The following is a 23,238-nucleotide window of genomic DNA, read 5'->3' as shown; positions in this document are numbered from 1 at the left end:
TTCTCCGAGGCCGGACGTTCGGCAGAATGAGGTGATGGCGAATCACATCGGGGGCGGAGCGTTTCGCGGTCCGGTTGTTCAGGTGGGCCGGGACGTGCACGGAGGGCTGCACGTGTACGCCGGTTCGCCGCCGGCGGGCGATCGGCTGGCGGGCTACCTCCAGGCCGCCGTTCAGCTTGCAGCCGAGCATCCATACCCGGCGGTGCTCCCCGGCGTTGTTCCGCCGCTGGCTCGGATCCACCTGCGGCAAGCGGTGCACCGCCAGTCGCCGACTGCCTGCGCAGCAGAGAGCACCCATTCAGCCGTCCCGGCCGACGAGGCGTTCGGCGATGTCGCACGCCCGACCGTCGTGGTGGCTGAGCCGGGTGGTGGCAAATCCAGTCTGCTGCGAATGCACTTGACCAAGGTGTGCGAGCGCTGGCTCGGTGGGGAACGTCGCGAGGCACTGCCAGTGATCGTCCATGCCTCGGCCTTGATCGCCGGGCCCCTCGCGGATTGCCTGGCCAGGGCGGTGAATGCCGACCTTCCGGGACTGGTGGAGGAGGTACCTCCGGACTTCTTCCAGCAGCCGCCGGCAGCCGGAACGCACTGGCTGGTGCTGGTCGACGGTCTCGACGAGCTACCCGAGCCGCGCGACATGGAACGCGTCCTGCGGCAGGTCATCTGCTGGCAGAAGACCCACCCGGACCGCTACCGCTTCGTGCTCGCCTCTCGCCCGCTGGCCGACTGGCTTCTCCAGTTCGGCGAGGACATCACTCTCTACGAACTGCAGTCCTTCGGCCCGGCGGAAATCGGGCAGGTCGCCGCTCGCTGGTTCCGGGCGTTCGGGCTCGCCCAGCCCGAGACCGTCGCGGAGCGCTTCCTGGCAGCTGTCCGGCATGCCGGACTGACCGCGCCGGCCGGGGCTCCGCTCATGATCGCGATGCTCTGTCAGCTGCACGCCGCCTCTCCCGCCGAAGGGCTTCCGACGTGCCGCGGTGCGCTTTACGAGCGCTTCGTCGAGTTGCTTCGCGAGCGCCGGCGACCCATCGACCCAACGGCCCGGGCTTTCGTCGGGCACGGTCCGGTCGCGGTGGCTGCCGCCGACCGGGTGCTTGGCGAGCTGCCGGAGCATCTCGCGGCTATCGCCCACCAACTGCTCTTTGCGGACCAGGGCGCCCGCACCGTGCTGGACATGCTGGCGGAGCGGGTCGCCGCACCGGGCCGCGTCCCGCTCGCGGAGTGGCGACGCTTCCTGCTCTCGGCTCTGCTCTCGACCGGTCTGCTGACCGCGACGGCGGGAGGCCACGTCGTGGCACACCGCAGCGTTCTGGAGTTCCTCGCCGCGCGGCACGCCACCCGGTCCCCTGCTGTCCGGGATGCCGAGTTGCGTCGCGCCTTTCGTGCCGTTCGCCATCGCGGCCTAGGGGCTCCGAAAGGAGTCCGTCCGCGGCTGAGCCAATGGCGGCCGTGCTTCTGCCCCGACCTGCCGGACTCCTACCTTGGTTTCATCATCGACGCCGCGCCCGTGCAGGCGGCTCGCTACCTCACTCGACTGGCCTACGGGAGCGCCGGACCGTACGGCTGCTGGTTCGTTGTCGATCAGGCGCGGCTCGGCACCGGGTTGCCGGCCGGCCTGCTGACGACCGCGCTCAGGGAACTGCGGCTCGAAGGAGGCCACCGGTCACGCCCTCCGCATGCGCGGGTGGTGGCAACGGTCGCCATGGCCGACACCTGGGCCGAGCTGGGGGATGCTCGGGGCGCCGAGGTCCTTGCGGGACTGACCGCCAACCCGCGACTTCGGTTCGCCGAGCGGTGGCTCGCCGCGGCAACGCTGGTTGAGCTCGGTGACACCCGAGGAGTTGACGGACTGGCCGCACTGGCGGTCACCCGCGGGCACGCCCCGGGCTACCGCGGGGCGGCGATCAAGCGACTGGTCGAGGTGGTGGGAATCGAGCGAAGCATCGCGACGTTCCGGCAGGCGATCGCCGACCCGTCCGTCAAGAAGCTCGACAGGGTGTTCCTCGCGATCCTGCTCGCCAAAGCCGTCAGTGCCCGCGCCGGCGGCGAGGAGCTGTACACCTTGGCCACCGACCTGGACCTTGCCCCCTCCCACCGGGCCTTCGCCGCGCGGCAGCTCGCTGTCACCGCTGGCGACCCGCGCGGTGTCGAGGTGCTGCGTTCTCTCGTTGCCGACTCCGGCCTGCGGAATCGTCTGATCGTGATCGGAGACTTGGGCAGCTGCCCGGGAGGGCCTGCGGCGCTGCGGAAGCCGGCAGCGGATGCCACCCTGCCACGGCTGGTCCGCTGGGCAGCGCGCCGCGAGGCCAGCCGGGAGAGGTGAACAGCCAGCCGGGAGGGCAAGGGGAGCAGCAGGCCGAGTGTCCTCAGCGCTGCGCCCCCGATGCGCCCTCCTGGGCCGGGAACCTGGCATCTCTGCAGGTCAGCGCCGTCTGCTAGCGGTAGTTCACGAACTGGACCGCGAAGTCCAGGTCCTTGTCGCGGAGCAGCGCCTGCACGGCCTGCAGGTCGTCCCGGCTCTTCGAGGAGACCCGCAGCTCCTCGCCCTGGATCTGGGCCTTCACGCCCTTGGGGCCCTCGTCCCGGATGATCTTCGAGATCTTCTTGGCGTTCTCCTGGGAGATGCCCTCCTTGATGGTCGCGAAGATCTTGTACTCCTTGCCGGACAGCTGCGGGTCGCCCGCGTCCAGCGCCTTGAGCGAGACCTTGCGCGCCACCAGCTTGCTCTGGAAGACGTCGAGGATGGCCTTGACCCGCTCCTCGCCGTCCGCCTTCAGTTCGATCTTCTCGCCCGACCAGCCGATCGAGGCCCCGACGTTCTTGAAGTCGTAACGGGTAGAGATCTCCCGGGAGGCCTGGTTGATCGCGTTGTCGACCTCCATCCTGTCGACCTTCGAGACGATGTCGAAACTGGAGTCGGCCATCTGTCGTCGTCTCCTTGACTCGGCGCCTGTCCCCGCCGCTGCGGGGTCTTCACGAGCCCACAGCCTATCCAGCGCCGCCCTGCCCACCGCCCTTGATCATCACGTGACCAACCGAGTGGCGGAGCACCCCCTGCCATCAGGTATCGTTTACCCAGTCGAACGGGGCAGGCCCCCGGGAGGCAAACATCCTGGCTGGTTGCCCGAGTGGCCAAAGGGAGCAGACTGTAAATCTGTCGCGCAAGCTACGCAGGTTCGAACCCTGCACCAGCCACAGGACAGAAACAGCCCCCTGATCTGCGGAAACGCGAATCAGGGGGCTGTTTCGTCGTGTGATGCCGCTCAGGCCGCGAACCGCCCGTCTTGAGTGGCCGGTCCCAGTTTGCGACCCTGCGGGCGCAGCGCTGACCAGGGTTTTCGGACCAGCCGCGGACCAACCGACCTGAGCCGTGACGACATGGGTATCCGCGCTGCGGCCGCTGACCGCGGTGGCGCCGACCGCGATGCCCGCCGCCGCCCGATCCCGGGGGCGGTCGGCGCCGTGCATCGGGGGCCGGGCCGGGCCGGTCGGCCGGTGGGGCGTCAGCCGGTGATGTCCACCGTGACCGTGAAGGTGGTCTGGTCGGGGCGGCAGGCCATGGCCTCTCCGCAGACGTGCCGACTGGCCGTCAACTGCGCGCTGCCCGCGGCCTTGGCGACGAAGCTGCTGGGCTGGGCCCCGCAGCCGCCGCCGGGTGGGCAGAACGCCGGGCTGGCGCTGGTCATCGGGTGGGACTGGGCGATCCGCTGGAGCAGCTGGGGCGCCGAGCTGGTCACCTCGGACCAGTAGCTGCTGCCGAGGGCGACCACGACCGTCTGCCCGACCGTGACGTGCACCGTGGTGTTGTCGGCGCCGTCCGTCAGCCGCAGCGCCGCCGCGGTGGGGGACGTGGAGACGCTGACCGCGCTGGCCGACGGCCCTGTCCCGGGCCTGCTCGACGCACTCGATCCGCACCCCGCGACCGTCACTGCCAACCCCAGTACCGCCCCGCCTGCCAGAAGCACTCTGCGCATGACCGCCCCGCCTGCCTTCCCGCTCTCTCGTCGCCCAGCCTGGACACCGGTCAGACGCACGCCGCCTCGAAACGGATCCAGCCCCTGTGAACGGCGCGTCAGGGATCGCCCCGACGGCGTATCGAACGCGTATGGAACGCCGATCCGGCCCCCGGCCGCCTGGGGACGACGCACCGAGCGCCGGTCCGGCGCTCCGAGCGTTGAGGAGCACCGCGATGTCACTGACCCCCAGGTCCCCCAGGTCAGTCCCCCAGGTCGGTCCCCCAGGTCCCCCCCAGGCCGCCCGGGCCGCCGAGCCGGCCGATCCACCTGGACCCGAGGCCGGGTCACCAGCTGGGCGGGACGGGCAGCACGACCGGGACGGCACGGCGGGACAAGCTGACGCCGAGGACGCGCAGGCCATCCAGGCGCTGCGCCGGGACTGGGGGCTGTGGCGGCCCGGGGGTGCCGCTGATCGGGGTGGCCGACGCGCACCGGCGGCTCGGCCGCCCGCTGGTCGGCTTCGTGCGGGGGCTGAGCGCCGAGCGGGCCGCGGTGCTGATCGCCGAGGTGGAGCCGGTGCGGCTGTGGCAGCGGGCGCTGCGGAACCAGCGCGGGGTGCTGATCGACCGGGTGCTGCGACGGCACACCGATGCGGTGGTCCGCCGGCTGCGGTTGCCCGTGTGAGCGTGGGGGAGAGCCCCCGGAAGATCCAACTCTCAAAGCGTCGGCTGCCTAAGCATGTAAGGCTCGTAGCACGCTTTGACCCTAATAACTGAGCCCAAACGTCACGATTAGCGTCTGTATGAGATAACGGCTGGGTATTTTGACGAGCTCTTAACGCCGGCTCTTAACGCCGCCTCGCGGCCCTCCCTCTGCTACTCGCACCAGGTTTGGCCTGCGGAAACTCTCCGAGGGGCCGGGCCGGGCGGCGTCCCGAGGGCCGCGGAACGCCCATTGCCCGTACGCCAGGGCCGCATACGCTCCCGGATGTGTTCAATGTGCCTTCGGCGCTCAAGCGCCTCGTGATCGGCAGGGCGATGCGCAGTGAGGAGCTGGGCGAGACCCTGCTCCCCAAGCGCCTGGCGCTGCCGATCTTCGCGTCCGACCCGCTCTCCTCGGTGGCCTACGCCACCGAGGAGATCCTGCTGGTGCTCACCATCGGTGGCACGAGCTTCCTCTACCTGACGCCGTGGGTCGCCCTGGGCGTCGTGGTGCTGATGGCCGTCGTGGTCCTCTCCTACCGCCAGGTGGTGCACGCCTACCCGGGCGGCGGCGGCTCCTACGAGGTGGTGACGCGCAACCTCGGCGCCAAGGCCGGTCTGGTGGTGGCCGCCTCGCTGATGGTCGACTACGTGATGACCGTCGCGGTGTCGGTCGCCTCCGGCGTGGACAACATCATCTCGGCGTTCCCGGGGCTCGGCGCCTACCGGGTGGCGATGGCCTGCGGTTTCGTGGTGCTGCTGGCCGCGATGAACCTGCGCGGGGTGCGGGAGTCCGGCAAGGCGTTCGCCGCGCCGACCTACATGTTCATCTTCGGCATCCTGCTGATGGTGGCCACCGGCTTCATCAAGATGGCCTTCGGACACGCCCCGGTGGCGTCCAGCGCCAAGTACGCGATCCTGCCGACCGACCACAACGGGACGCTGGCCGGCATCGCGCTGATCATGCTGGGCCTGAAGGCCTTCGCCTCCGGCTGCACCGCGCTCACCGGTGTCGAGGCGATCTCCAACGGCGTGCCGGCGTTCCGGGCCCCCAAGTCCAAGAACGCCGCCACCACGATGTCCTGGATGGGCATCATCGCCGTGGTGATGTTCATCGGCATCACCGCGCTGGCGCTGATCGCCAAGGTGCACAAGACCAATGACACCTGCCAGCTGGTCGGGTTCCAGGGCGACTGCCACACGGCCTCGCAGCCCACCGTGATCGCCCAGCTGGCCTCGTCGATCTTCGGCGGCGACCACAGCCCGATCTTCTACTTCATCCAGGCCGCCACCGCGCTGGTGCTGATCCTGGCCGCCAACACCGCCTTCAACGGGTTCCCGCTGCTCGGCTCGATCCTGGCCCAGCACCGCTACCTGCCCCGGCAGTTCCACACCCGCGGCGACCGCCTGGCGTTCTCCAACGGCATCATCGCGCTGGCCGCGGTGAACGTCCTGCTGCTGTGGTTCTACAAGGCCAACGTGGACAACCTGATCCACCTCTACATCCTGGGCGTCTTCACCTCCTTCACGCTCTCCCAGATCGGCATGGTCCGGCACTGGAACGAGGTGCTGGGCTCCGAGACGGACCCCAAGGTGCGGGCCGGCGCCCAGCGCTCCCGGGTGATCAACGCCTTCGGCGCCTGCACCACCGGCCTGGTCTTCGTGATCGTGATGGCCACCAAGTTCCTGGAGGGCGCCTGGCTGGCGGTGCTGGCCGCGATCGTGCTCTTCGTGACGATGCGGGGCATACGCAAGCACTACGACTCGGTCGCCGACGAGCTGGCGATCGACGACCCGCAGGCCGAGTCGGTCCGCCCCTCCAAGGTGCACGGCATCGTGCTGGTCTCCAAGCTCCACAAGCCGACCCTGCGCGCGCTGGGCTACGCCGAGGCGTTCCGCCCGGACACCCTGGAGGCGGTCACGGTCTCGGTGGAGAAGGAGGACACCGAGGAGCTCAAGGAGCAGTGGCAGCGGTTCGACGTCCGGGTGCCGCTCAAGGCGCTGGACTCGCCGTACCGCGAGATCACCAAGCCGGTCGTCGCCTACGTGCGCTCGGTGCGCCGGACCAGCCCGCGGGACGCGGTCGCGGTCTTCATACCCGAGTACGTGGTCGGTCACTGGTGGGAGCACTTCCTGCACAACCAGTCGGCGCTGTGGCTGAAGAGCCGGCTGCTCTTCACCCCCGGCGTGATGGTGATCAGCGTGCCCTGGCAGCTGGCCTCGGCGCCGAAGGGGGACCACCCGGCCCGGCGCGGTCCCGGCGCGGTGCGCCGCGGCGAGCCGCTGGCCGATGGCGGCGGCAAGCGGCGCGAGCCGATCAAGGCACCCGAGCGCGCCTGACACAGCGCGGGAACGAACGCAGCGGGCCCTGGAGCGAGCACCTCGCCCCAGGGCCCGCTGCCGTCGGGTCGGCCGGCGTGGTCGGGTCCGCCTGCCGTCGGGGTGGCCCTTGTGGTCGGGTCCGCCTGCCGTCGGGGTGGCCCTTGTGGTCGGGTCCGCCTGCCGTCGGGTCGGCCGCTGCCGCCGGGTCCGCCAGCCGTCAGGTGGCCGTTGCCGCCGGGTCCGCCTGCCGTCGGGGTCGGCCGCCGTGGTCGGGTCCGCCTGCCGTCGGGTCGGCCGCTGCGGTCGGCGCTAATGATCCGTCAAGACCGTGGCACCGGAAGCCGAAGACGAGCCGATGAGGCGCAGAATCCTCGGTGCGCGCGGTCGGCTCCGGTCGCGCGGAAACGGCACCGCCACCGGGGGAGCCGGCCTGGAGGCCGGTACGGGAGCGGGCCGGAAACGGGGAGGACGCGCGGCGATGGCAGTCGAGGAGAGAACCGCGGTGGCACCGGGGGAGGGCCGGTCCGAGGGGACGGACCCCGAGGCCGGGGATGCGACTGCCGCGCCGCGCGCCGCCGTCCGGGCGGTGGCCGGCGGGCTGTTCCTGCTCGACCGGCTGCAACGGATGCGGGCGGCCGGCTACTGGACCACCCCGCGCCGGGTCCGGGCGCTGACCGCGGCGGTGCTGGCCGCGCTGCTGCTGGTGATCGGGCTCACCGCGAGCCTGCTGACCGGCGCCCGGGACGGCGTGGACGAGATCGGCCACCGCACCGCCCCGCAGGCCGAGCGGGCCGCCGACCTCTACTTCGCGCTCAGCGACATGGACGCCCAGGCCGCCAACCTGCTGCTGGTGGGCTCCGACGCGCAGCACACCGGCCAGCGTGACGGCGCCCACGCCGGCTACGAGCAGCGCCGCGCCCAGGCCGACAGCGACCTGGAGCAGGCCACCGAGGCGGTCGGCGGCAGCACCGCGGCCCGCCGAGCGGCCCGGGACGAGCTGGACGCGCTCGGCCAGTACGAGGGCCTGGTGGCCCGGATGGACGAGCAGGAGGGCACTGCCGAGGCCGCTCCGGGGCGCCCGCCGGCGGCCGCGCTCGACACCTACCGGCAGGCCACCGACCTGCTGCGGTCCAAGCTGCTGCCGGGCGCCGACCAGGTGGCCGAGTCCAACGCCGCCACCGTGGACCAGCGGTACGCGCAGGAGCGGTCCGCGCTGGGCGACGGCTTCTGGGAGCTGCTCGGCAGCGGCCTGCTGGCGCTGGTCGTCCTGGCCGTGCTGCAGCGCACCCTGGCGGTCCGCTACCGCCGGCTGGTCTCCCCGCCGCTGCTGCTCGCCGCGGTGCTCACGCTGGCCGGCACGGTCTGGGCGGTCACGCTGACCTCGGGCACGTCGGACCGGCTGCACACCGCCAAGGCGGACGCCTACGACTCGGTGCTCGCGCTCGGCCGGGCCAGGGCGGTGGCGTACGACTCCAACGCCGATGAGAGCCGCTGGCTCCTCGACCCGGAGCGGGCGAGCCGGTACCAGCAGAGCTTCCTGGACAAGAGCCAGCAGATAGTCGGCTTCGACGGCCTCGCCGACTACTCCGGCTACCTGCCGAAGCTGTCCGCCGCGGTCGACGCGCACCACTCCTCCGCCGCCGCCGTCGACTTCCACGGCTACCTCGGCGACGAGCTGCGCAACATCACCTTCCCGGGCGAGCAGCAGGCCGCCGACAAGCTGCTGGACGACTACCAGACCTACCAGCAGGACGACGCCGAGCTCCGCGACCTCGACCGGCAGGGCAGGCTCGCCGACGCGATCGCCTTCGACACCGGCACCCACCAGGGCCAGTCGGACGGTGACTTCACGGCGCTCAGCAACGACTTCGACCGGGTGGTCGGGATCAACCAGCAGGCCTTCGACCATGCGGTGGGCCAGAGCGACGACGAACTCGGCGCGGGCAGCGCGGTCGGTCTCGGGGTGCTCGGCGCGGGGGCCCTGGTGCTGGTGGTGCTGGCGGTGCGGCCGCGGCTGCGCGAGTACCGCTGACCGTCGGACCCGGCGGAGAAGCCACTACACATCCTCACCGTCAGTCGAGGTGGTGACCGCCCTGCCGGGGCAGCGCCAGCGCCACCGTGTCCGCGAACTCCCGTACCGCGCTGGTCCGGGAGACCACCCGGCCGCGGTGCACCACCAGCCGGCTGTGCCCGCCGGAGAGCGCGTCGGTCAGGCTGTCCCCGCGCACCGCGAGCAGCTCGGCGGGGAAGCCCGCGTCCACCCGTACCGGTGGCAGGTCCATCAGCGCCCGGGCCCGGCCGCTGACCGCGTCATAAGCCGCTGCCGGGCTCAACACCCCACCGGCGGCGAGCAGATAGGCGGCCTCCAGCGGATCGGCCCGGCCGACCGGATTGGCCGCGTCACGCAACGCCCCGCTGCCCGCCGCGAGTTCGACCTGTTGGCGGGTCAACTCCCGCAGTGCTTCGGTCGGCAGGCCCTCGGGCGGGCCGTCCAGTCCGCCGCAGCCGCCGCTCTGCGGCAGGCAGAGCACCCGCGCCCCGGCCGCCCGCAGCGCCGCCACGCCACCCGGTCGCAGCCGGTCGCAGGGGCCGAGGGTCAGCCGCGGGCGCAGCGGGTCTAGCGGCGCCAGCAGCCGGGCCAGTTGCGCCGGATCGCCGCCCCGCAGGTGCAGGTCGAGCGGGCGGTCGAACTCGGCCGCCAGGGCCGCTGCCAGCCGCACGAAGTCCACCGGGTCCGGGTCGAGCTCGGGGCAGCCGCCGACCGCGTCCGCGCCGAGTCGCAGCGCCTCGCGCAGCCGGGCCAGCCCGTCCGCCCCCGCGCGGCCGGTGAGCGGCCCGGGCACCGCCACCGCCTGCAGCTCGGCCAGGCCGCGCAGGGCCTGCCGGGCGGTGAGCACCGCGTCCAGGCGGCGCAGGCCGTGCGGTGGGCCGATCCGCACGTGGGTGCGCTGGGCGGTGGCGCCGTAGCCGAGCGAGGTGAGGGCGGCCTCGGTGACCCGGCGGACCAGTCGGCCCGCCTGCTCGCCGGGCGGCGGGGCCGGGGCCGGGTCCGGCGGCGGGGCGGTGAACGCGCTGTCGTGGTGGGCGTGCGGCTCGGCGGGCGCGGGCAGCAGCAGATAGCCCGTCAGGTCGATCCGGGCGCCGGAGGCCACCACCGGCTCGGTGCCGCTGGCCGCGCCGGCCGGCAGCGCGGCCAGCGGCAGCGGGCCGAGGCAGCCGGCGGTGCCCACCGCCTGGATCCGGTCGCCGCTGATCCGTACGTCCACCAGTCGGCCGTCGGCCAGTCGGGCGCCCGCCAGCAGCAGCACCGGCCCGTGGTCCAGCGGGTTGCCGCCCGGGACGCCGGAGCCACCGGGCGGGCCGTCGGAGGGGGCGCTGCGCTCGCTCACCGGCCGGCTCCTCCCTGGAGATCACTGGCCGCCGAGCCTACGAGCCGCCGGGCCGCCCGTCGTGCAGGCTCGCGCGGGCCCGCCCGGTCAGCGGTGCCGGCCGGCCGGATCCGGATGCCGGACTCGCGCATCCGTACGAGCTCGCGACCTGCGATCTTGCCGCCGGGATACGGATTTCACCTTGGGACGGGAACCGTGTAATGTCTTCCTCGTTCAACCGGTTCGCCCCTATAGCTCAGTCGGTAGAGCGTCTCCATGGTAAGGAGAAGGTCTGCGGTTCGATTCCGCATGGGGGCTCTGAGGGTCAGTGTTCGTCTTGACGGGCATCGATCGTCAAGGCGGTGTAGCTCAGTTGGTAGAGCAAGCGGCTCATAATCGCTGTGTCACCGGTTCAAGTCCGGTCACCGCTACCCCGCGTAGTCGGTCGGAGGCTAACCCCCCGATCGGCTACTCTTGTTGTGTCATCACCCATTGTCCAAGGAAGGCACTCCCGTGGCTGCCACCGACGTCCGCCCGAAGATCACGCTGGCCTGCGTGGAGTGCAAGGAGCGGAACTACATCACCAAGAAGAACCGGCGTAACGACCCGGACCGTCTTGAGCTGAAGAAGCACTGCCCGCGTTGCAACTCGCACACGGCGCACCGCGAGACCCGCTGACCCTTTAGGGCATCGTCGGGCCTGGCATGACAGGTCGTGACTTCAGGCCGTACCCCTTCCCGGGGTGCGGCCTGAAGTCGTTCTCCCGTGTGACCCGACGTCTTTTTCCATCACCAAGCTGAGGAGCACGTCAATGGCGCTGGACCCCTCGTTCATCGGGCGGAGCTACCCGCCCACCGCGCCCTACGAGGTGGGCCGGGAGAAGATCCGCGAGTTCGCCGCGGCGGTCGGTGACCTGAACCCCGCCTACCTGGACCAGGCGGCGGCCAAGGCGCTCGGCTACCCGGACGTGATCGCCCCGCCGACCTTCGCGATCGCCCTCGCCATGCCGGCCTCCGACCAGGTGATCGAGGACCCGGCGCTGGGTCTGGACTTCAGCCGGGTGGTGCACGGCGACCAGAAGTTCAGCTACAGCCGCCCGCTGCGCGCCGGCGACCGGGTGCGGGTGACGGTGCGGATCGACAACATCAAGTCGCTGGCGGGCAACGACGTGCTGACCGTCACGGGCGAGATGCACGAGGAGAGCGGCGAGCACCTGGTGACCACCGTCATGACCCTGGTCGCACGGGCGGTCTCGGACGACGAGACGAAGGACGAGTGACCTGATGGCGATCAGCTTCGACGAGGTCGAGGTCGGCACCGAGCTGCCGGCACAGTCGTTCCCGGTGAGCCGCGCCGCGCTGGTGCGCTACGCGGGCGCCTCGGGCGACTTCAACCCGATCCACTGGAACGAGGAGTTCGCCGTCTCGGTGGGCCTGCCCGATGTGATCGCGCACGGCATGTTCACCATGGCCGAGGCGATCAGGGTGGTCACCGACTGGGTCGGCGACCCGGGCGCGGTGGTGGACTACGGCGTGCGGTTCACCCGCCCCGTGGTGGTGCCCAACGACGACGCCGGCGCCGTGATCGAGGTCTCCGGCAAGGTGGCCAAGCTGCTGGACGGGCGCCGGGTCCAGGTCGACCTGCTGGTGACCAGCGGCGGCCAGAAGGTGCTGGGCCAGTCCCGCGCGGTGGTGCAGCTCGGCTGACGCCGCCCGACCGCTCGGAATCCCGCAGCGCGCCGCTCCCGGTCCCCGGGGGCGGCGCGCCGTGCTTTTCGGGGAGCAGTCGAACACGTTGCGTGATCACAGGTCGGGGCGTACGGTCCTGCGCAGCGCCGCGGCGCCTGAGGTCCCAGCCGGTCGACCAGGTGCGCGGCCGGCACCGCGGCGCCGCTTCCAGCCCGTCCGGCAACGAACCCATCGACCCGGGCACCCGTGTGTCCGGAGCCAGAACGGGCGTACTCGAACGGCCCTCCGGCGGCCGTCGGCAACGCCCCGGAAGACCGCTTCCGCGTCTTCCGCCGTCCGTTCCCCGAACCACTCCTGACGGCCCGGCAGGGCCTTGAGCGTGAGGGATGCCTCTCATGTCCACCACCGTCATGCGGTCTCGTTCCGACCTGGCACCCGACCTCGTCCGGCCGCTGCGCGAGGCCCGACCCGGCCTGGGCACCGTCTACCTGGTGCACCCCGGCGGGCCGGCCGCGAGCGTCTACCGGTCCCTGGCCGGCGCGCTGCCGCAGGGCGTCGGGCTGACCGTGCTCGACCTGTCCCGGCCGCCCGCGCACCACCAGGGGCCGCTCACCGGCGACCGGACCACGGCCACGCTGGCGGGGCTGGCCGACCAGCTCGCCGACCGGCTCATCGAGCTCACCGCCGCCGCACCCGGCTCGCCCTGGTCGCTCGGGGGCTGGGCGTTCGGCGGGGTGCTGGCGCAGGCCCTGGTGGAACGGCTGCCGGCCGCTCGGCGCCCCGCCGAGCTGGTGCTGCTGGACAGCGTCGCACCGGTCGACCCCTACCGCTGGTCCGACGGGGAACTCGAGCCGTCGCGGCTGATGCGCTGGTTCGCCATGCACCTGGGGGTCAGACGCGGCCGCCGGATCGAACTCGATCCGGAGCGGCTGGCCGGCTGCGACACCGACCGGGGCCTGCTGCTGGTGCTGGACGCGGCGGTCGGGGCCGGCGCGCTGCTCCCCGACGCCCCGCCGCCCGGGCTGCGCAAGCTCTACGAGGCCTACCTGGACACCCTGTCGCGCCACAACCGGCTGGTCGCCGGCCACCGGCCCGAACCCGCCTCGGTACCGCTGGCGCTGGTCACCGCCGAGCACGGGCTGCTCCCCGGCGACGACACGCTGGGCTGGGGCGGGCTCGCCGGGGCCGGCCTGACCGTCCACCGCTGCGCCGGGGACCACTGCACGATGCTCATCAGGCCCGACGCCACCGCGCTGATCGCCGGGCTGCTCCGGCCCACCGCGCGCCACTGACCCGCCAACGGCCCTGCGCGTGCGACGCCGCCGACAGCGGACCGGCAGCGGGAGGTGTCGCCGTCGACCCGCGGAGGTCCGCCAGGCCCGGGCGTCCCCGGGCCGCACCGAACGCGGCGCCCCGGCAGCCGGCGCCCCGGCCTCAGGGCGCCTCGAAGGCCCGGTGCGACGCGTCCGCCTGGGCGAGTCGCCGCAGTGCGCCGATCGCCGCGTCGCCCAGCACCGTGCCCAGCACCGCGCCCTCGACCCTGCTCCCGGCCCCGGCGCGTCGGCCGATCACGGTCAGCTCCGCCTCGGCGAGCTGTTCGGCGGCGGTCGCGTACTCGTCCAGCAGGTCCAGCAGATCGTCCTGGCCGAGGTCGCGGATGGTCATCACCAGCTGGACCAGCGCCCGCCGGGCCGACCGCGCCGGCTCCACCCTCCAGCCGCGGCGCGCCAGCAACTCGTCCACCAGCCGTTCGGCGCGGGCCCAGGCCTCGCCGTCCGCCGCCGTCACCCGCGGGGTGACCGCCTCCCGGGTGACGCCGAGGGCCTCGGACATCCCGGCCGACGGCTCGTCCATCGCAGCCAGCACCTCCCGGGTGGCGGTCACCGAGAGCCCGCCCACGTCCGTCATGGCCCGGATCAGCTTGAGTCGGCGCAGGTGGCCCTCGCCGTACTGGGCCTGGTTGTGGCTGGTCAGCACGCCCGCGGGCAGCAGGCCCTCGCGCAGGTAGTACTTGATCGTCGGGATCGGCACGCCGGTCCGTTTGCTCAACTCTCCGATGCGCACATGGATAGTCTACGTCTCCATATGCCGGTGGCAGCCGGTCCGCCCGTATACCGTGGTCCGGTGCACGTGACCGAGAACGCCCCGCTCGCCCCGCTGACCACCCTGCGCCTCGGTGGGCCGGCCCGCCGCCTGGTGACCGCACGGACCGACCAGGAGGTGATCGCGGCCGTCCGGGACGCCGACGCGGCCGGCGAGCCGCTGCTGGTGATCGGCGGCGGCAGCAACCTGGTGATCGGCGACGACGGCTTCGACGGCACCGTGCTGAGGATCGCCACCACCGGTTTCGAGCTGGACGGCACCGTCCTGGAGCTGGCCGCCGGCGAGAACTGGGCCGACGCGGTGCGGACGGTGGTGCTGGAGCACGGCCTGGCCGGCATCGAGTTCCTGGCCGGCATCCCCGGCTCGGCCGGCGCCACGCCGGTGCAGAACGTCGGCGCCTACGGCCAGGAGGTCGCCCAGACCATCACCGAGGTGGTCGCCTACGACCGGCTGGCCGGCGAGGTGGTCACCCTGGGCAACGCCGAGTGCGCCTTCTCCTACCGGCACAGCCGGTTCAAGGCCGAACCGGACCGCTGGGTGGTGCTGCGGGTCCGGTTCGGCCTGGCGGACCACGGCGGTCTCTCCTCCCCGGTCCGGTACGCCGAGGTGGCCAAGCACTACGGGGTCGAGCAGGGCGAGCGGGTCGACCTGACCGCCGCCTGGAACGCGGTGCTGGCGCTGCGGGCCGGCAAGGGCATGGTGCTGGACGAGGCCGACCACGACACCTGGTCGGCGGGCTCGTTCTTCACCAACCCGGTCCTCACCCCCGAGCAGTACCAGGCATTCCTGGCCCGGCTCGGTGATCTGCGGGCGCCCGCCTACCCGGCCGAGGACGGCCGCACCAAGACCTCGGCGGCCTGGCTGATCGACCAGGCCGGCTTCAAGAAGGGCTACGGCAGCGGCCCGGCCACCCTCTCCACCAAGCACACCCTGGCGCTCACCAACCGGGGCCGGGCCACCACCGCCGACCTGCTCGCCCTGGCCCGGGAGATCCGCGCCGGGGTGCACGCCGCCTTCGGCGTGGAGCTGGTCAACGAGCCGGTCTTCGTCGGGGTGGAGCTCTAGTAGCTCATCGCCGGGCCCGCCTGCTCCACCAGACCGCCAGCGCGATCAGCGCGATCAGCAGCACGGTCCAGAAGAAGAGCCCGCCGCCGGGGCCGGGGGCGTAGTAGCGCCCGTAGTAGTGATGGACCACCACGTGATGGGTCACCACGTGGTGGGTGACGGTGGTGTGGTGGGTGACAGTGGTGTGGGTGCTCCCCGTGGTTCTACTCACGGGAGATCAGATTGTCAGAAGAGCGGCTTGGTGAGCCAGGCGTCGATCTCGGCGAGCAACTCCTTGCGCACCCCCTCCGGGGCCCGCGAGCCGCGCACCGACTGCCTGGCGAGCTCGGCCAGCTCCGGATCCGTGAACCCGTGCTCCTCCCTGACCAACTGGTACTGCGCGGCCAACCGGGAGCCGAACAGCAGCGGGTCGTCGGCCCCCAGGGCGAGCGGCACCCCCGCGTCGAACAGGGCCCGCACCGGCACCGCACCGGCCTTCTCGTAGACGCCCAGCGACACGTTGGACGACGGACAGACCTCGCAGGTGACCTGACGGTCGGCCAACCGCCGCAGCAGCCGGTGGTCCTCCGCACTGCGCACCCCGTGCCCGATCCGCTCCGCCCCCAGGTCGTCCAGGCAGTCCCGCACCGACTCCGGGCCGGCCAGCTCGCCGCCGTGCGGGGCCGCCAGCAGCCCGGCCCGCCGGGCGATCGCGAACGCCCGGTCGAAGTCGCGGGCCAGCCCGCGCCGCTCGTCGTTGGAGAGCCCGAAGCCCACCACGCCGTGGTCCGCGTACCGCACCGCCAGCCGGGCCAGGGTGCGGGCGTCCATCTCGGACTTCATCCGGTTGGCCGCCACCAGCACCCGGATCCCCACCCCGGTGGCGGCCGAGGCCTCCCGCACCGCGTCCAGGATCAGCTCCAGCGCCGGGATCAGCCCACCCAGCCGGGGCGCGTAGGAGGTCGGATCGACCTGGATCTCCAGCCACCGCGAACCGTCCGCGACCTCGTCCTCGGCGGTCTCCCGGACCAGCCGGCGGATGTCCTGCTCGTCCCGCAGCACCGAGCGCGCGGTGTCGTAGAGCCGCTGGAACCGGAACCAGCCCCGCTCGTCGGTCGCGCGCAGCCTGGGCGGCGCTGCGGAGCTCAGCGCTTCCGGGAGCCGCACCCCGTGCTTGTCGGCCAGCTCCAGCAGCGTGGCGGGGCGCATCGAGCCGGTGAAGTGCAGGTGCAGGTGGGCCTTGGGCAGTGTCCGGACGTCTCGCTGTTCCATTCACGAATCCTGCCGCAAACACCGCAGCAACGGGAACCGCCCCGGTCGGATCCCTCGATGGGGTGAACGGGGCGGCTCACGGCAGGCTGACGGGAGGTCAGTCGCGGGCCTCGGAGAGCAGCTTCTGCATCCGCGCCACGCCCTCGACCAGGTCGCTGTCGCCCAGCGCGTAGGACAGCCGCAGGTAGCCCGGCGTGCCGAAGGCCTCGCCCGGCACCACCGCGACCTCGGCCTCGTCCAGGATCAGCGCGGCCAGCTCGGCGGAGCTCTGCGGGCGCTTGCCGCGGATCTCCTTGCCCAGCAGCGCCTTGACCGACGGGTAGACGTAGAAGGCGCCCAGCGGCTCGGGGCAGTAGACGCCCTCGATCTCGTTGAGCATCCGCACGATGGTCTGCCGGCGGCGGTCGAACGCCACCTTCATCTCGTCCACCGCGGACAGGTCGCCGCTGACCGCGGCCAGCGCGGCCCGCTGCGCCACGTTGCTCACGTTGGAGGTGGCGTGCGACTGCAGGTTGGCGGCGGCCGCCACCACGTCCTTGGGGCCGATCAGCCAGCCCACCCGCCAGCCGGTCATCGCGTAGGTCTTGGCCACGCCGTTGACCACGATGCACTTGTCGGCCAGCTCCGGCAGCAGCGCGGGCAGCGAGGTGAACGCGGCGTCGCCGTAGACCAGGTGCTGGTAGATCTCGTCGGTCAGCACCCACAGGCCGTGCTCCAGCGCCCAGCGGCCGATCGCCTCGGCCTCCGCCTCGGTGTAGACCGCGCCGGTCGGGTTGGACGGCGAGACGAAGAGCACCACCTTGGTGTTGGCGGTCCGGGCGGCCTCCAGCTGCGCCACCGAGACCTTGTAGTCGGTGGTCTCGTCGGCCACCACCTCGACGGGGACACCGCCGGCCAGCCGGATCGACTCGGGGTAGGTGGTCCAGTACGGCGCCGGCACGATGACCTCGTCGCCCGGGTCCAGGATCGCGGCGAAGGCTTCGTAGATGGCCTGCTTGCCGCCGTTGGTCACCAGCACCTGGGAGGCGTCGACCTCGTAGCCGGAGTCCCGCAGGGTCTTCGCCGCGATGGCCGCCTTGAGCTCGGGCAGGCCGCCGGCGGGGGTGTAGCGGTGGTTCTTCGGGTCCCGGCAGGCCTCGACGGCGGCGTCGACGATGTAACCCGGGGTCGGGAAGTCCGGCTCGCCGGCGCCGAAGCCGATGACCGGGCGGCCGGCCGCCTTGAGGGCCTTGGCCTTGGCGTCGACGGCAAGGGTGGCGGACTCGGCGATGGCGCCGATCCGGGCGGATACCCGGCGGTCCGCGGGACGGGTGTTGGCGGGGGTGGAAGCGCTCATACAGGCATCGTCGCAGAAGGGGACGGCCGACCGGACCGGGGTTTCACCATGCGTACGCGCCGAGTCCGTCTGGCGAGAGGTTCGACCAAACGGCATTCACCCCGTACACTCACTGATCAACGCCCCGGGCCAACCGGAAGCCGCTCCGAAAAGCGTTCACCACGCCGACGGTCGGATGAGGTAGGTTATGGGACGACCGAGGCACCGCGAGGCGCCGAAGGGCACTAGCTCAATTGGTAGAGCACCGGTCTCCAAAACCGGCGGTTGGGGGTTCGAGTCCCTCGTGCCCTGCAGCTTGATCCAATTCCAGCCCGTTCGCTCCATGGAGCGAGCGGGCTTGATGCGGAGAGGGCCCCAGTCCGCTTTGCCCAGCAAACGACCCGGATTCAGGTGAGGACGAGTGACGGAGACCACGGGCTCCACCGCAACGCCTGAGAGCGGTAACCACGACGGCGCCGAGGACGCGGTGGACGCCGAGGCGACCGAGGACGGCGCGGGCCTCTCCCGCCGCGACCGCAAGCGTGCCAACAAGGCCAAGGGCGGCGAGGGCAAGTCCGGCGGCAAGCGGGCCAAGCGCGGCCTGTTCTCCCGCATCGCCCTGTACTACCGGCAGATCATCGCCGAGCTGCGCAAGGTGGTCTGGCCCACCCGCAGCGAGCTGATCAACTACACCACCGTCGTGGTGTTCTTCGTCGGCATCATGATGACCATCGTGGCGACCCTGGACTGGGGCCTCGCCAAGGCCACCTTCTGGATCTTCGGCTGACCGAGCCGGACAGCGCGCTCCACCACCCGACCCGGGACGGACCCTCACAGCACCAACGGGGGACCGCCCGGGTCGAGCTGTCGTCACCTGCCGGGCGAGCCCGCTACCGTTGAGTCGGTACTGTTGAGGCTTGCCCCCGCAGCGGTACCCATCTCCACCTCTCCAGGAAAGAAGCAGCCACCGTGTCTGAGTCCCCCCTGTACGACGCCGACGAGACCGTCCGCGAGGCGGATGTCGCCGCCGAGCTGGATGCGGCTGAGGCTGCCGACCCCGAGGACGCCGAGCAGATCACCAACGGCGTGGACAGCGACGAGGACGAGGTCGAGGCGGCGGACCAGGCCGAGGCCGGGGTGCCCGCCGAGGAGGCCGCGCTGCACGTGGTGAGTGAGGACGCCGCCGAGGCCGGCGAGGAGGCCGAGGCCGCTGCCGAGGAGGCCGCCGAGGTCGACCCGGTCGCCAAGTTCCGCGAGGAGCTGCGGTTCATGCCCGGCGAGTGGTACGTGATCCACACCTACGCGGGCTACGAGAACCGGGTGAAGCAGAACCTGGAGCAGCGCGCCGTCTCGCTCAACGTCGAGGAGTACATCTTCCAGGCCGAGGTGCCGCAGGAGGAGGTCGTCCAGATCAAGAACGGCGACCGCAAGACCATCCGGCAGAACAAGCTCCCCGGCTACGTGCTGGTCCGCATGGACCTCACCCCCGAGTCCTGGGGCGTGGTGCGCAACACCCCCGGTGTCACCGGCTTCGTCGGCAACGCCTACGACCCGTACCCGCTGACCCTGGACGAGGTCGTCAAGATGCTGGCGCCGGACGTCGAGCGCGCCGCCGCCAAGGAGGCCGGCAAGCCGTCGCCGGTCAAGCCGAGCGAGATCCAGGTGCTGGACTTCGAGGTCGGCGACTCGGTCACCGTCACCGACGGTCCGTTCGCCACCCTGCAGGCGACCATCAACGAGATCAACCCCGACTCCAAGAAGGTCAAGGGCCTGGTCGAGATCTTCGGCCGCGAGACCCCGGTCGAGCTGTCGTTCGACCAGATCCAGAAGAACTAGTCACCGAAGCTTCTCGGGGGTGGGGCCGCGGCCCCGCCCCCGAACTCGTTTTGGACCAGCGGCGCGCACGCGTTAGCCTGGTCCGCTGTGTGTACTCTCGCCCGGGTGTCGCCCCGGAGCCGTGCACACGTCCATCGAAGGAAGGACCCGGAGAGACATGCCTCCCAAGAAGAAGAAGGTCACGGGGCTTATCAAGCTCCAGATCAACGCCGGTGCGGCCAACCCGGCGCCGCCGGTCGGCCCCGCGCTGGGCCAGCACGGCGTCAACATCATGGAGTTCTGCAAGGCCTACAACGCGGCCACCGAGTCGCAGCGCGGCATGGTGATCCCGGTGGAGATCACGGTCTACGAGGACCGCACCTTCACCTTCATCACCAAGACCCCGCCGGCCGCGAAGCTCATCCTGAAGGCCGCGGGCATCGAGAAGGGCTCCGGCGAGCCGCACAAGACCAAGGTCGCCAAGCTGACCTCGGCCCAGGTGCGCGAGATCGCCACCACCAAGCTCCCCGACCTGAACGCCAACGACCTGGACGCCGCGGAGAAGATCATCGCGGGTACCGCCCGGTCCATGGGCGTCGTCGTCGAGGGCTGAGAACCCTTTTCATCCCCTCAGTGGTAGGGCCCGGCGCGGCCCGGCACACCACGACTCCACCAACACAGGAGCAGCAGTGAAGCGCAGCAAGGCCCTCAAGGCCGCGGACCTCAAGGTCGACCGCGACCGTCTCTACGCCCCGCTCGAGGCCATCCGCCTCGCCCGCGAGACCTCCACCACCAAGTTCGACGCGACCGTCGAGGTTGCCATGCGCCTGGGTGTCGACCCGCGCAAGGCCGACCAGATGGTCCGCAGCACCGTGAACCTGCCGCACGGTACCGGTAAGACCGCCCGGGTCCTGGTCTTCGCGACCGGTGACCGTGCCGAGGCCGCGCGTGCTGCCGGCGCCGACATCGTCGGTGCCGACGAGCTGATCGACGAGGTTGCCAAGGGCCGCCTGGACTTCGACGCCGTCGTCTCCACCCCGGACCTCATGGGCAAGGTCGGCCGCCTGGGCCGCGTGCTCGGTCCGCGTGGTCTGATGCCGAACCCGAAGACCGGCACCGTCACCCCGGACGTGGCCAAGGCCGTCACGGACATCAAGGGCGGCAAGATCGAGTTCCGCGTCGACAAGCACTCGAACCTGCACTTCATCATCGGCAAGGCGTCCTTCACCGACGAGCAGCTGGTCGAGAACTACGCCGCCGCCCTCGAGGAGGTGCTGCGGGCCAAGCCGTCCGCCGCCAAGGGCCGCTACATCAAGAAGACCGCGGTTTCGACCACCATGGGCCCCGGCATCCAGGTGGACCCGAACCGCACCCGCAACCTCATGGTCGAGGAGGACCCGGCCGCGGTCTGATCCGCGCCCGGTCCGATTGACTGACCGTCAGGGCCCGTACTCCCTCGTTGAGTACGGGCCCTGACGCGTTGTCCGGCGGGCCGCCGGCCGGCGCCGGGCTCCGGCGTGGCAGGCTGAGCCGACGGCTGGACTGATCGGGAGGCGAGGGTGGCAGCGCTCCTGAGGGCGGTGGCCGCGGCGGCGGCCGCGGCCGCACTGCTCGGCACCCTGGCGGCCTGCGGACCGACCGCCCGGTCCGGGACGGCGTCGGCCGGTCCGCGGTCCGCGTCGGCCGCGCCCGCCCTGTCGGTGCCCCCGGCGCCCCGGCCCGCCGACCGCTCCCCGCTCGGCGTGCTGTTCTCCGCCGAGCAGGTGCTGCAGACCGCCGGCCGGGCCCGGCTGCACTACTGGTTCGCGTCTCCGGGCGGCGGCACCGACTGCGCCGACGGGGTGCTCAGCTGGACGCCCCGCACGGCCCTGCGGCTCACCCGCACCGCGCCGGGGCCGCGGGCGCCGTACGCCGAGCTGGCCGACCAGCTGGACCCGCTCCAGGCGGTGACCGCGGCCGCGGCCGCCGGGGACCTGCGGCTGGTGGGGGAGGAGCTGCTCGGCGAGGTCCCGGTGGGCCACTGGGCGGCCAGCACCACGGTGTCCGGCTACGCGGCCGCCGAGGCCGACCTGCTCAGCCCGGCGCGCCGGGACCGGCTGGCGGCCGCGCTGGGCACCGGCGGGGTGACCGCGCTGACCCTGGACCTGTGGCTGAACGACCGCGACCAGCTGGTCCGGCTGCGCCGCACCGGCAGCGGCCCCCAGGGCGTCCTGGACCAGCTGATCGAGTACCGCGACTACGGCGGCCGACTGGCCGCGCCGGCCCCGCCGGAGGGCGACGGCCGACCGGGCGGGGCGTGAGCCGATTTGGCGTTGCGCGGCGCTTGACAGTAGTCTGAGCTCTGCCGAAGACCGCTGGTTGTCGGGTTGGCCCTCCGGGCCGCTCGACCGAAGGTTCTGCGCTTGTCGCAGGCAGCCCGCGCAGGAGTGTTTGGAGCTTTGACTTCCGGTTCGTGCGAGTTCTCGTGCGTCCGTCGAGGTCGATCGGAGCCCCGTGCCTCTGCGCACCGGGGCTTTTCTCATTCCCTGGCGAGTTGCCCTTCTCCGCCGGTGGCCCGAGGCACCGTAGGTCGACTGTCCATGGTCGGCCGACCTCGACATCACGGAAGGAGGCGTAAGCCTATGGCCAGGCCTGACAAGGCTGCCGCCGTCGCGGAGATCACGGAGAAGTTCCGTGCCTCCAACGCGGCCGTGCTGACCGAGTACCGCGGTCTGACGGTGAAGCAGGTCAAGACCCTGCGTCGCTCGCTCGGCGAGAACGCCCAGTACGCCGTGGTGAAGAACACGCTGACCAAGATCGCGGCCAACGAGGCCGGGATCACCGAGCTCGACGACCAGTTCAACGGTCCGACGGCTGTCGCCTTCGTCACCGGTGACCCGGTGGAGTCGGCGAAGGCTCTGCGTGACTTCGCCAAGGAGAACCCCGCCCTGATCATCAAGGGTGGCGTGCTCGACGGTAAGGCGCTGAGCGCCGACGAGATCAAGAAGCTCGCGGACCTCGAGTCCCGCGAGGTGCTGCTCGCCAAGCTGGCGGGTGCCATGAAGGCCAAGCCCTCGCAGGCTGCCGCGGTCTTCCAGGCCCTGCCCTCGAAGCTCGTCCGCACCGTGGACGCGCTTCGCGAGAAGAAGGCCGAGCAGGGCGGTGCCGGTACGCCGGCTCCCGCCGAGGACGCCGCCGCCGAGTAATCGGCGGTGGGCTCACGCCCTCGCAGCGGGCCCGCGCCCGCCATATCCCGTACATACCGGCACCACCTGCCGATTTAGTGGAAGGACGCCATCATGGCGAAGCTGACCCAGGACGAGCTGCTCGCTCAGTTCGAGGAGATGACCCTCATCGAGCTCTCCGAGTTCGTGAAGGCCTTCGAGGAGAAGTTCGACGTCACCGCCGCCGCCCCGGTCGCCGTTGCCGGCGTTGCCGCCCCGGGCGCCCCGGTCGAGGCCGTTGAGGAGAAGGACGAGTTCGACGTCATCCTCGACGGTGCCGGCGACAAGAAGATCCAGGTCATCAAGGAGGTGCGCACCCTGACCTCCCTCGGCCTGAAGGAGGCCAAGGACCTCGTCGACACCGCCGGTGCCGTTGTCCTGGAGAAGGTCAACAAGGAGACCGCCGACAAGGCCAAGGCCGCCCTCGAGGGTGCCGGCGCCAAGGTCACCG

23 protein-coding genes and 4 tRNA genes are annotated in these 23,238 nt (G+C 71.7%); 20 read left to right on the top strand and 7 right to left on the bottom strand.

The annotated features are described in order from the left end of the window. Positions 1 to 34: 34 nt before the first annotated feature. Positions 35 to 2,323 carry an NACHT domain-containing protein gene (locus tag LN042_RS27370; protein ID WP_230054061.1) on the top strand — a complete coding sequence of 763 codons (2,289 nt, stop codon included), beginning with the start codon at positions 35 to 37 and terminating at the stop codon, positions 2,321 to 2,323. 112 nt (positions 2,324 to 2,435) lie between these two features. Here LN042_RS27370 and LN042_RS27365 read toward each other — a convergent pair whose 3' ends face one another. Beyond that, positions 2,436 to 2,924, bottom strand: a complete 489-nt coding sequence (locus LN042_RS27365) for a YajQ family cyclic di-GMP-binding protein (protein ID WP_230054060.1) — start codon at positions 2,922 to 2,924, stop codon at positions 2,436 to 2,438. Between the two features lie 190 nt (positions 2,925 to 3,114). On the opposite strand from LN042_RS27365, the gene LN042_RS27360 reads away from it, so the two are divergent. Further along, positions 3,115 to 3,195: transfer RNA gene (locus tag LN042_RS27360), tRNA-Tyr, on the top strand. Between the two features lie 308 nt (positions 3,196 to 3,503). Here the strand turns inward: LN042_RS27360 and LN042_RS27355 are convergent. Further along, the gene (locus LN042_RS27355) at positions 3,504 to 3,974 is read right to left on the bottom strand and encodes a hypothetical protein (RefSeq protein WP_230054059.1); all 471 of its coding nucleotides are present in this window, start codon (positions 3,972 to 3,974) and stop codon (positions 3,504 to 3,506) included. A 444-nt stretch (positions 3,975 to 4,418) separates the two neighbouring features. Between LN042_RS27355 and LN042_RS27350 the strand changes: the two genes are divergently transcribed. The 3 genes from LN042_RS27350 (at position 4,419) to LN042_RS27340 (ending at position 9,011) form a co-directional block, all read left to right on the top strand. Continuing rightward, positions 4,419 to 4,640, top strand: a complete 222-nt coding sequence (locus LN042_RS27350) for a hypothetical protein (RefSeq protein ID WP_230054058.1) — start codon at positions 4,419 to 4,421, stop codon at positions 4,638 to 4,640. 305 nt (positions 4,641 to 4,945) lie between these two features. Further along, positions 4,946 to 6,997, top strand: coding sequence for an APC family permease (locus LN042_RS27345; RefSeq protein WP_230054057.1), 2,052 nt, complete (start codon positions 4,946 to 4,948; stop codon positions 6,995 to 6,997). 460 nt (positions 6,998 to 7,457) lie between these two features. Next, on the top strand, positions 7,458 to 9,011 hold the full coding sequence (locus tag LN042_RS27340; protein WP_230054056.1) for a GlnX family signal transduction membrane protein: 1,554 nt from the start codon (positions 7,458 to 7,460) through the stop codon (positions 9,009 to 9,011). Between the two features lie 40 nt (positions 9,012 to 9,051). Here LN042_RS27340 and LN042_RS27335 read toward each other — a convergent pair whose 3' ends face one another. Beyond that, positions 9,052 to 10,368 (bottom strand): amidohydrolase family protein, encoded by a 1,317-nt coding sequence (locus LN042_RS27335; protein ID WP_230054055.1) that lies wholly within the window; start codon positions 10,366 to 10,368, stop codon positions 9,052 to 9,054. A gap of 224 nt (positions 10,369 to 10,592) precedes the next feature. On the opposite strand from LN042_RS27335, the gene LN042_RS27330 reads away from it, so the two are divergent. The 6 genes from LN042_RS27330 (at position 10,593) to LN042_RS27305 (ending at position 13,327) form a co-directional block, all read left to right on the top strand. Then, positions 10,593 to 10,665 (top strand) — tRNA-Thr (locus LN042_RS27330). A gap of 40 nt (positions 10,666 to 10,705) precedes the next feature. After that, a tRNA-Met gene (locus LN042_RS27325) sits at positions 10,706 to 10,778 on the top strand. A gap of 82 nt (positions 10,779 to 10,860) precedes the next feature. After that, entirely contained in the window at positions 10,861 to 11,025 is a 165-nt protein-coding gene (rpmG, locus tag LN042_RS27320) for a 50S ribosomal protein L33 (RefSeq protein WP_014144273.1), read from the top strand. Positions 11,026 to 11,158: 133 nt separating this feature from the next. Next, complete coding sequence (locus tag LN042_RS27315; protein WP_230054054.1) at positions 11,159 to 11,626, top strand: MaoC family dehydratase N-terminal domain-containing protein; 468 nt, start codon at positions 11,159 to 11,161, stop codon at positions 11,624 to 11,626. Between the two features lie 4 nt (positions 11,627 to 11,630). Beyond that, positions 11,631 to 12,053 carry a MaoC family dehydratase gene (locus LN042_RS27310; RefSeq protein WP_230054053.1) on the top strand — a complete coding sequence of 141 codons (423 nt, stop codon included), beginning with the start codon at positions 11,631 to 11,633 and terminating at the stop codon, positions 12,051 to 12,053. 377 nt (positions 12,054 to 12,430) lie between these two features. Beyond that, complete coding sequence (locus LN042_RS27305; RefSeq protein WP_230054052.1) at positions 12,431 to 13,327, top strand: thioesterase domain-containing protein; 897 nt, start codon at positions 12,431 to 12,433, stop codon at positions 13,325 to 13,327. 142 nt (positions 13,328 to 13,469) lie between these two features. Here the strand turns inward: LN042_RS27305 and LN042_RS27300 are convergent, their stop codons facing one another. Beyond that, positions 13,470 to 14,099 (bottom strand): MerR family transcriptional regulator, encoded by a 630-nt coding sequence (locus LN042_RS27300; protein WP_230054051.1) that lies wholly within the window; start codon positions 14,097 to 14,099, stop codon positions 13,470 to 13,472. A gap of 60 nt (positions 14,100 to 14,159) precedes the next feature. Between LN042_RS27300 and LN042_RS27295 the strand changes: the two genes are divergently transcribed. Beyond that, positions 14,160 to 15,203 carry a UDP-N-acetylmuramate dehydrogenase gene (locus LN042_RS27295; protein WP_372495829.1) on the top strand — a complete coding sequence of 348 codons (1,044 nt, stop codon included), beginning with the start codon at positions 14,160 to 14,162 and terminating at the stop codon, positions 15,201 to 15,203. A gap of 4 nt (positions 15,204 to 15,207) precedes the next feature. On the opposite strand, the gene LN042_RS27290 is transcribed toward LN042_RS27295, so the two are convergent. From LN042_RS27290 to LN042_RS27280, 3 genes are all read right to left on the bottom strand, one after another. Next, a complete protein-coding gene (locus LN042_RS27290) occupies positions 15,208 to 15,414 on the bottom strand; it encodes a hypothetical protein (protein ID WP_230054049.1) in 207 nt (68 codons plus the stop codon). 14 nt (positions 15,415 to 15,428) lie between these two features. After that, complete coding sequence (locus LN042_RS27285; protein WP_230054048.1) at positions 15,429 to 16,454, bottom strand: adenosine deaminase; 1,026 nt, start codon at positions 16,452 to 16,454, stop codon at positions 15,429 to 15,431. Positions 16,455 to 16,551: 97 nt separating this feature from the next. After that, positions 16,552 to 17,790 carry a pyridoxal phosphate-dependent aminotransferase gene (locus LN042_RS27280; protein ID WP_230054047.1) on the bottom strand — a complete coding sequence of 413 codons (1,239 nt, stop codon included), beginning with the start codon at positions 17,788 to 17,790 and terminating at the stop codon, positions 16,552 to 16,554. Positions 17,791 to 18,008: 218 nt separating this feature from the next. Between LN042_RS27280 and LN042_RS27275 the strand changes: the two genes are divergently transcribed. The 8 genes from LN042_RS27275 to rplL all read left to right on the top strand — a co-directional run. Beyond that, positions 18,009 to 18,081: transfer RNA gene (locus LN042_RS27275), tRNA-Trp, on the top strand. 109 nt (positions 18,082 to 18,190) lie between these two features. Beyond that, on the top strand, positions 18,191 to 18,556 hold the full coding sequence (secE, locus tag LN042_RS37830) for a preprotein translocase subunit SecE (protein ID WP_230054046.1): 366 nt from the start codon (positions 18,191 to 18,193) through the stop codon (positions 18,554 to 18,556). Between the two features lie 182 nt (positions 18,557 to 18,738). Then, a complete protein-coding gene (gene nusG / locus LN042_RS27265) occupies positions 18,739 to 19,605 on the top strand; it encodes a transcription termination/antitermination protein NusG (RefSeq protein ID WP_372495828.1) in 867 nt (288 codons plus the stop codon). A 157-nt stretch (positions 19,606 to 19,762) separates the two neighbouring features. Then, positions 19,763 to 20,197, top strand: a complete 435-nt coding sequence (gene rplK, locus LN042_RS27260) for a 50S ribosomal protein L11 (protein WP_230054045.1) — start codon at positions 19,763 to 19,765, stop codon at positions 20,195 to 20,197. Between the two features lie 76 nt (positions 20,198 to 20,273). Next, entirely contained in the window at positions 20,274 to 20,996 is a 723-nt protein-coding gene (gene rplA, locus LN042_RS27255) for a 50S ribosomal protein L1 (protein WP_230054044.1), read from the top strand. Positions 20,997 to 21,143: 147 nt separating this feature from the next. After that, positions 21,144 to 21,884, top strand: a complete 741-nt coding sequence (locus tag LN042_RS27250; protein WP_230054043.1) for an SCO4651 family lipoprotein — start codon at positions 21,144 to 21,146, stop codon at positions 21,882 to 21,884. Between the two features lie 321 nt (positions 21,885 to 22,205). Beyond that, on the top strand, positions 22,206 to 22,769 hold the full coding sequence (rplJ, locus tag LN042_RS27245; RefSeq protein WP_230054042.1) for a 50S ribosomal protein L10: 564 nt from the start codon (positions 22,206 to 22,208) through the stop codon (positions 22,767 to 22,769). A 93-nt stretch (positions 22,770 to 22,862) separates the two neighbouring features. After that, positions 22,863 to 23,238: 50S ribosomal protein L7/L12 (gene rplL, locus LN042_RS27240; protein ID WP_230054041.1), on the top strand; the 376-nt coding region annotated here is incomplete at its 3' end.

Source organism: Kitasatospora humi (assembly GCF_020907985.1).
Classification (GTDB): Bacteria; Actinomycetota; Actinomycetes; order Streptomycetales; family Streptomycetaceae; genus Kitasatospora; species Kitasatospora humi.
The sequence above is the reverse complement of the archived record's forward strand: the minus strand, read 5'-3'. Positions and strand labels throughout refer to the sequence as shown.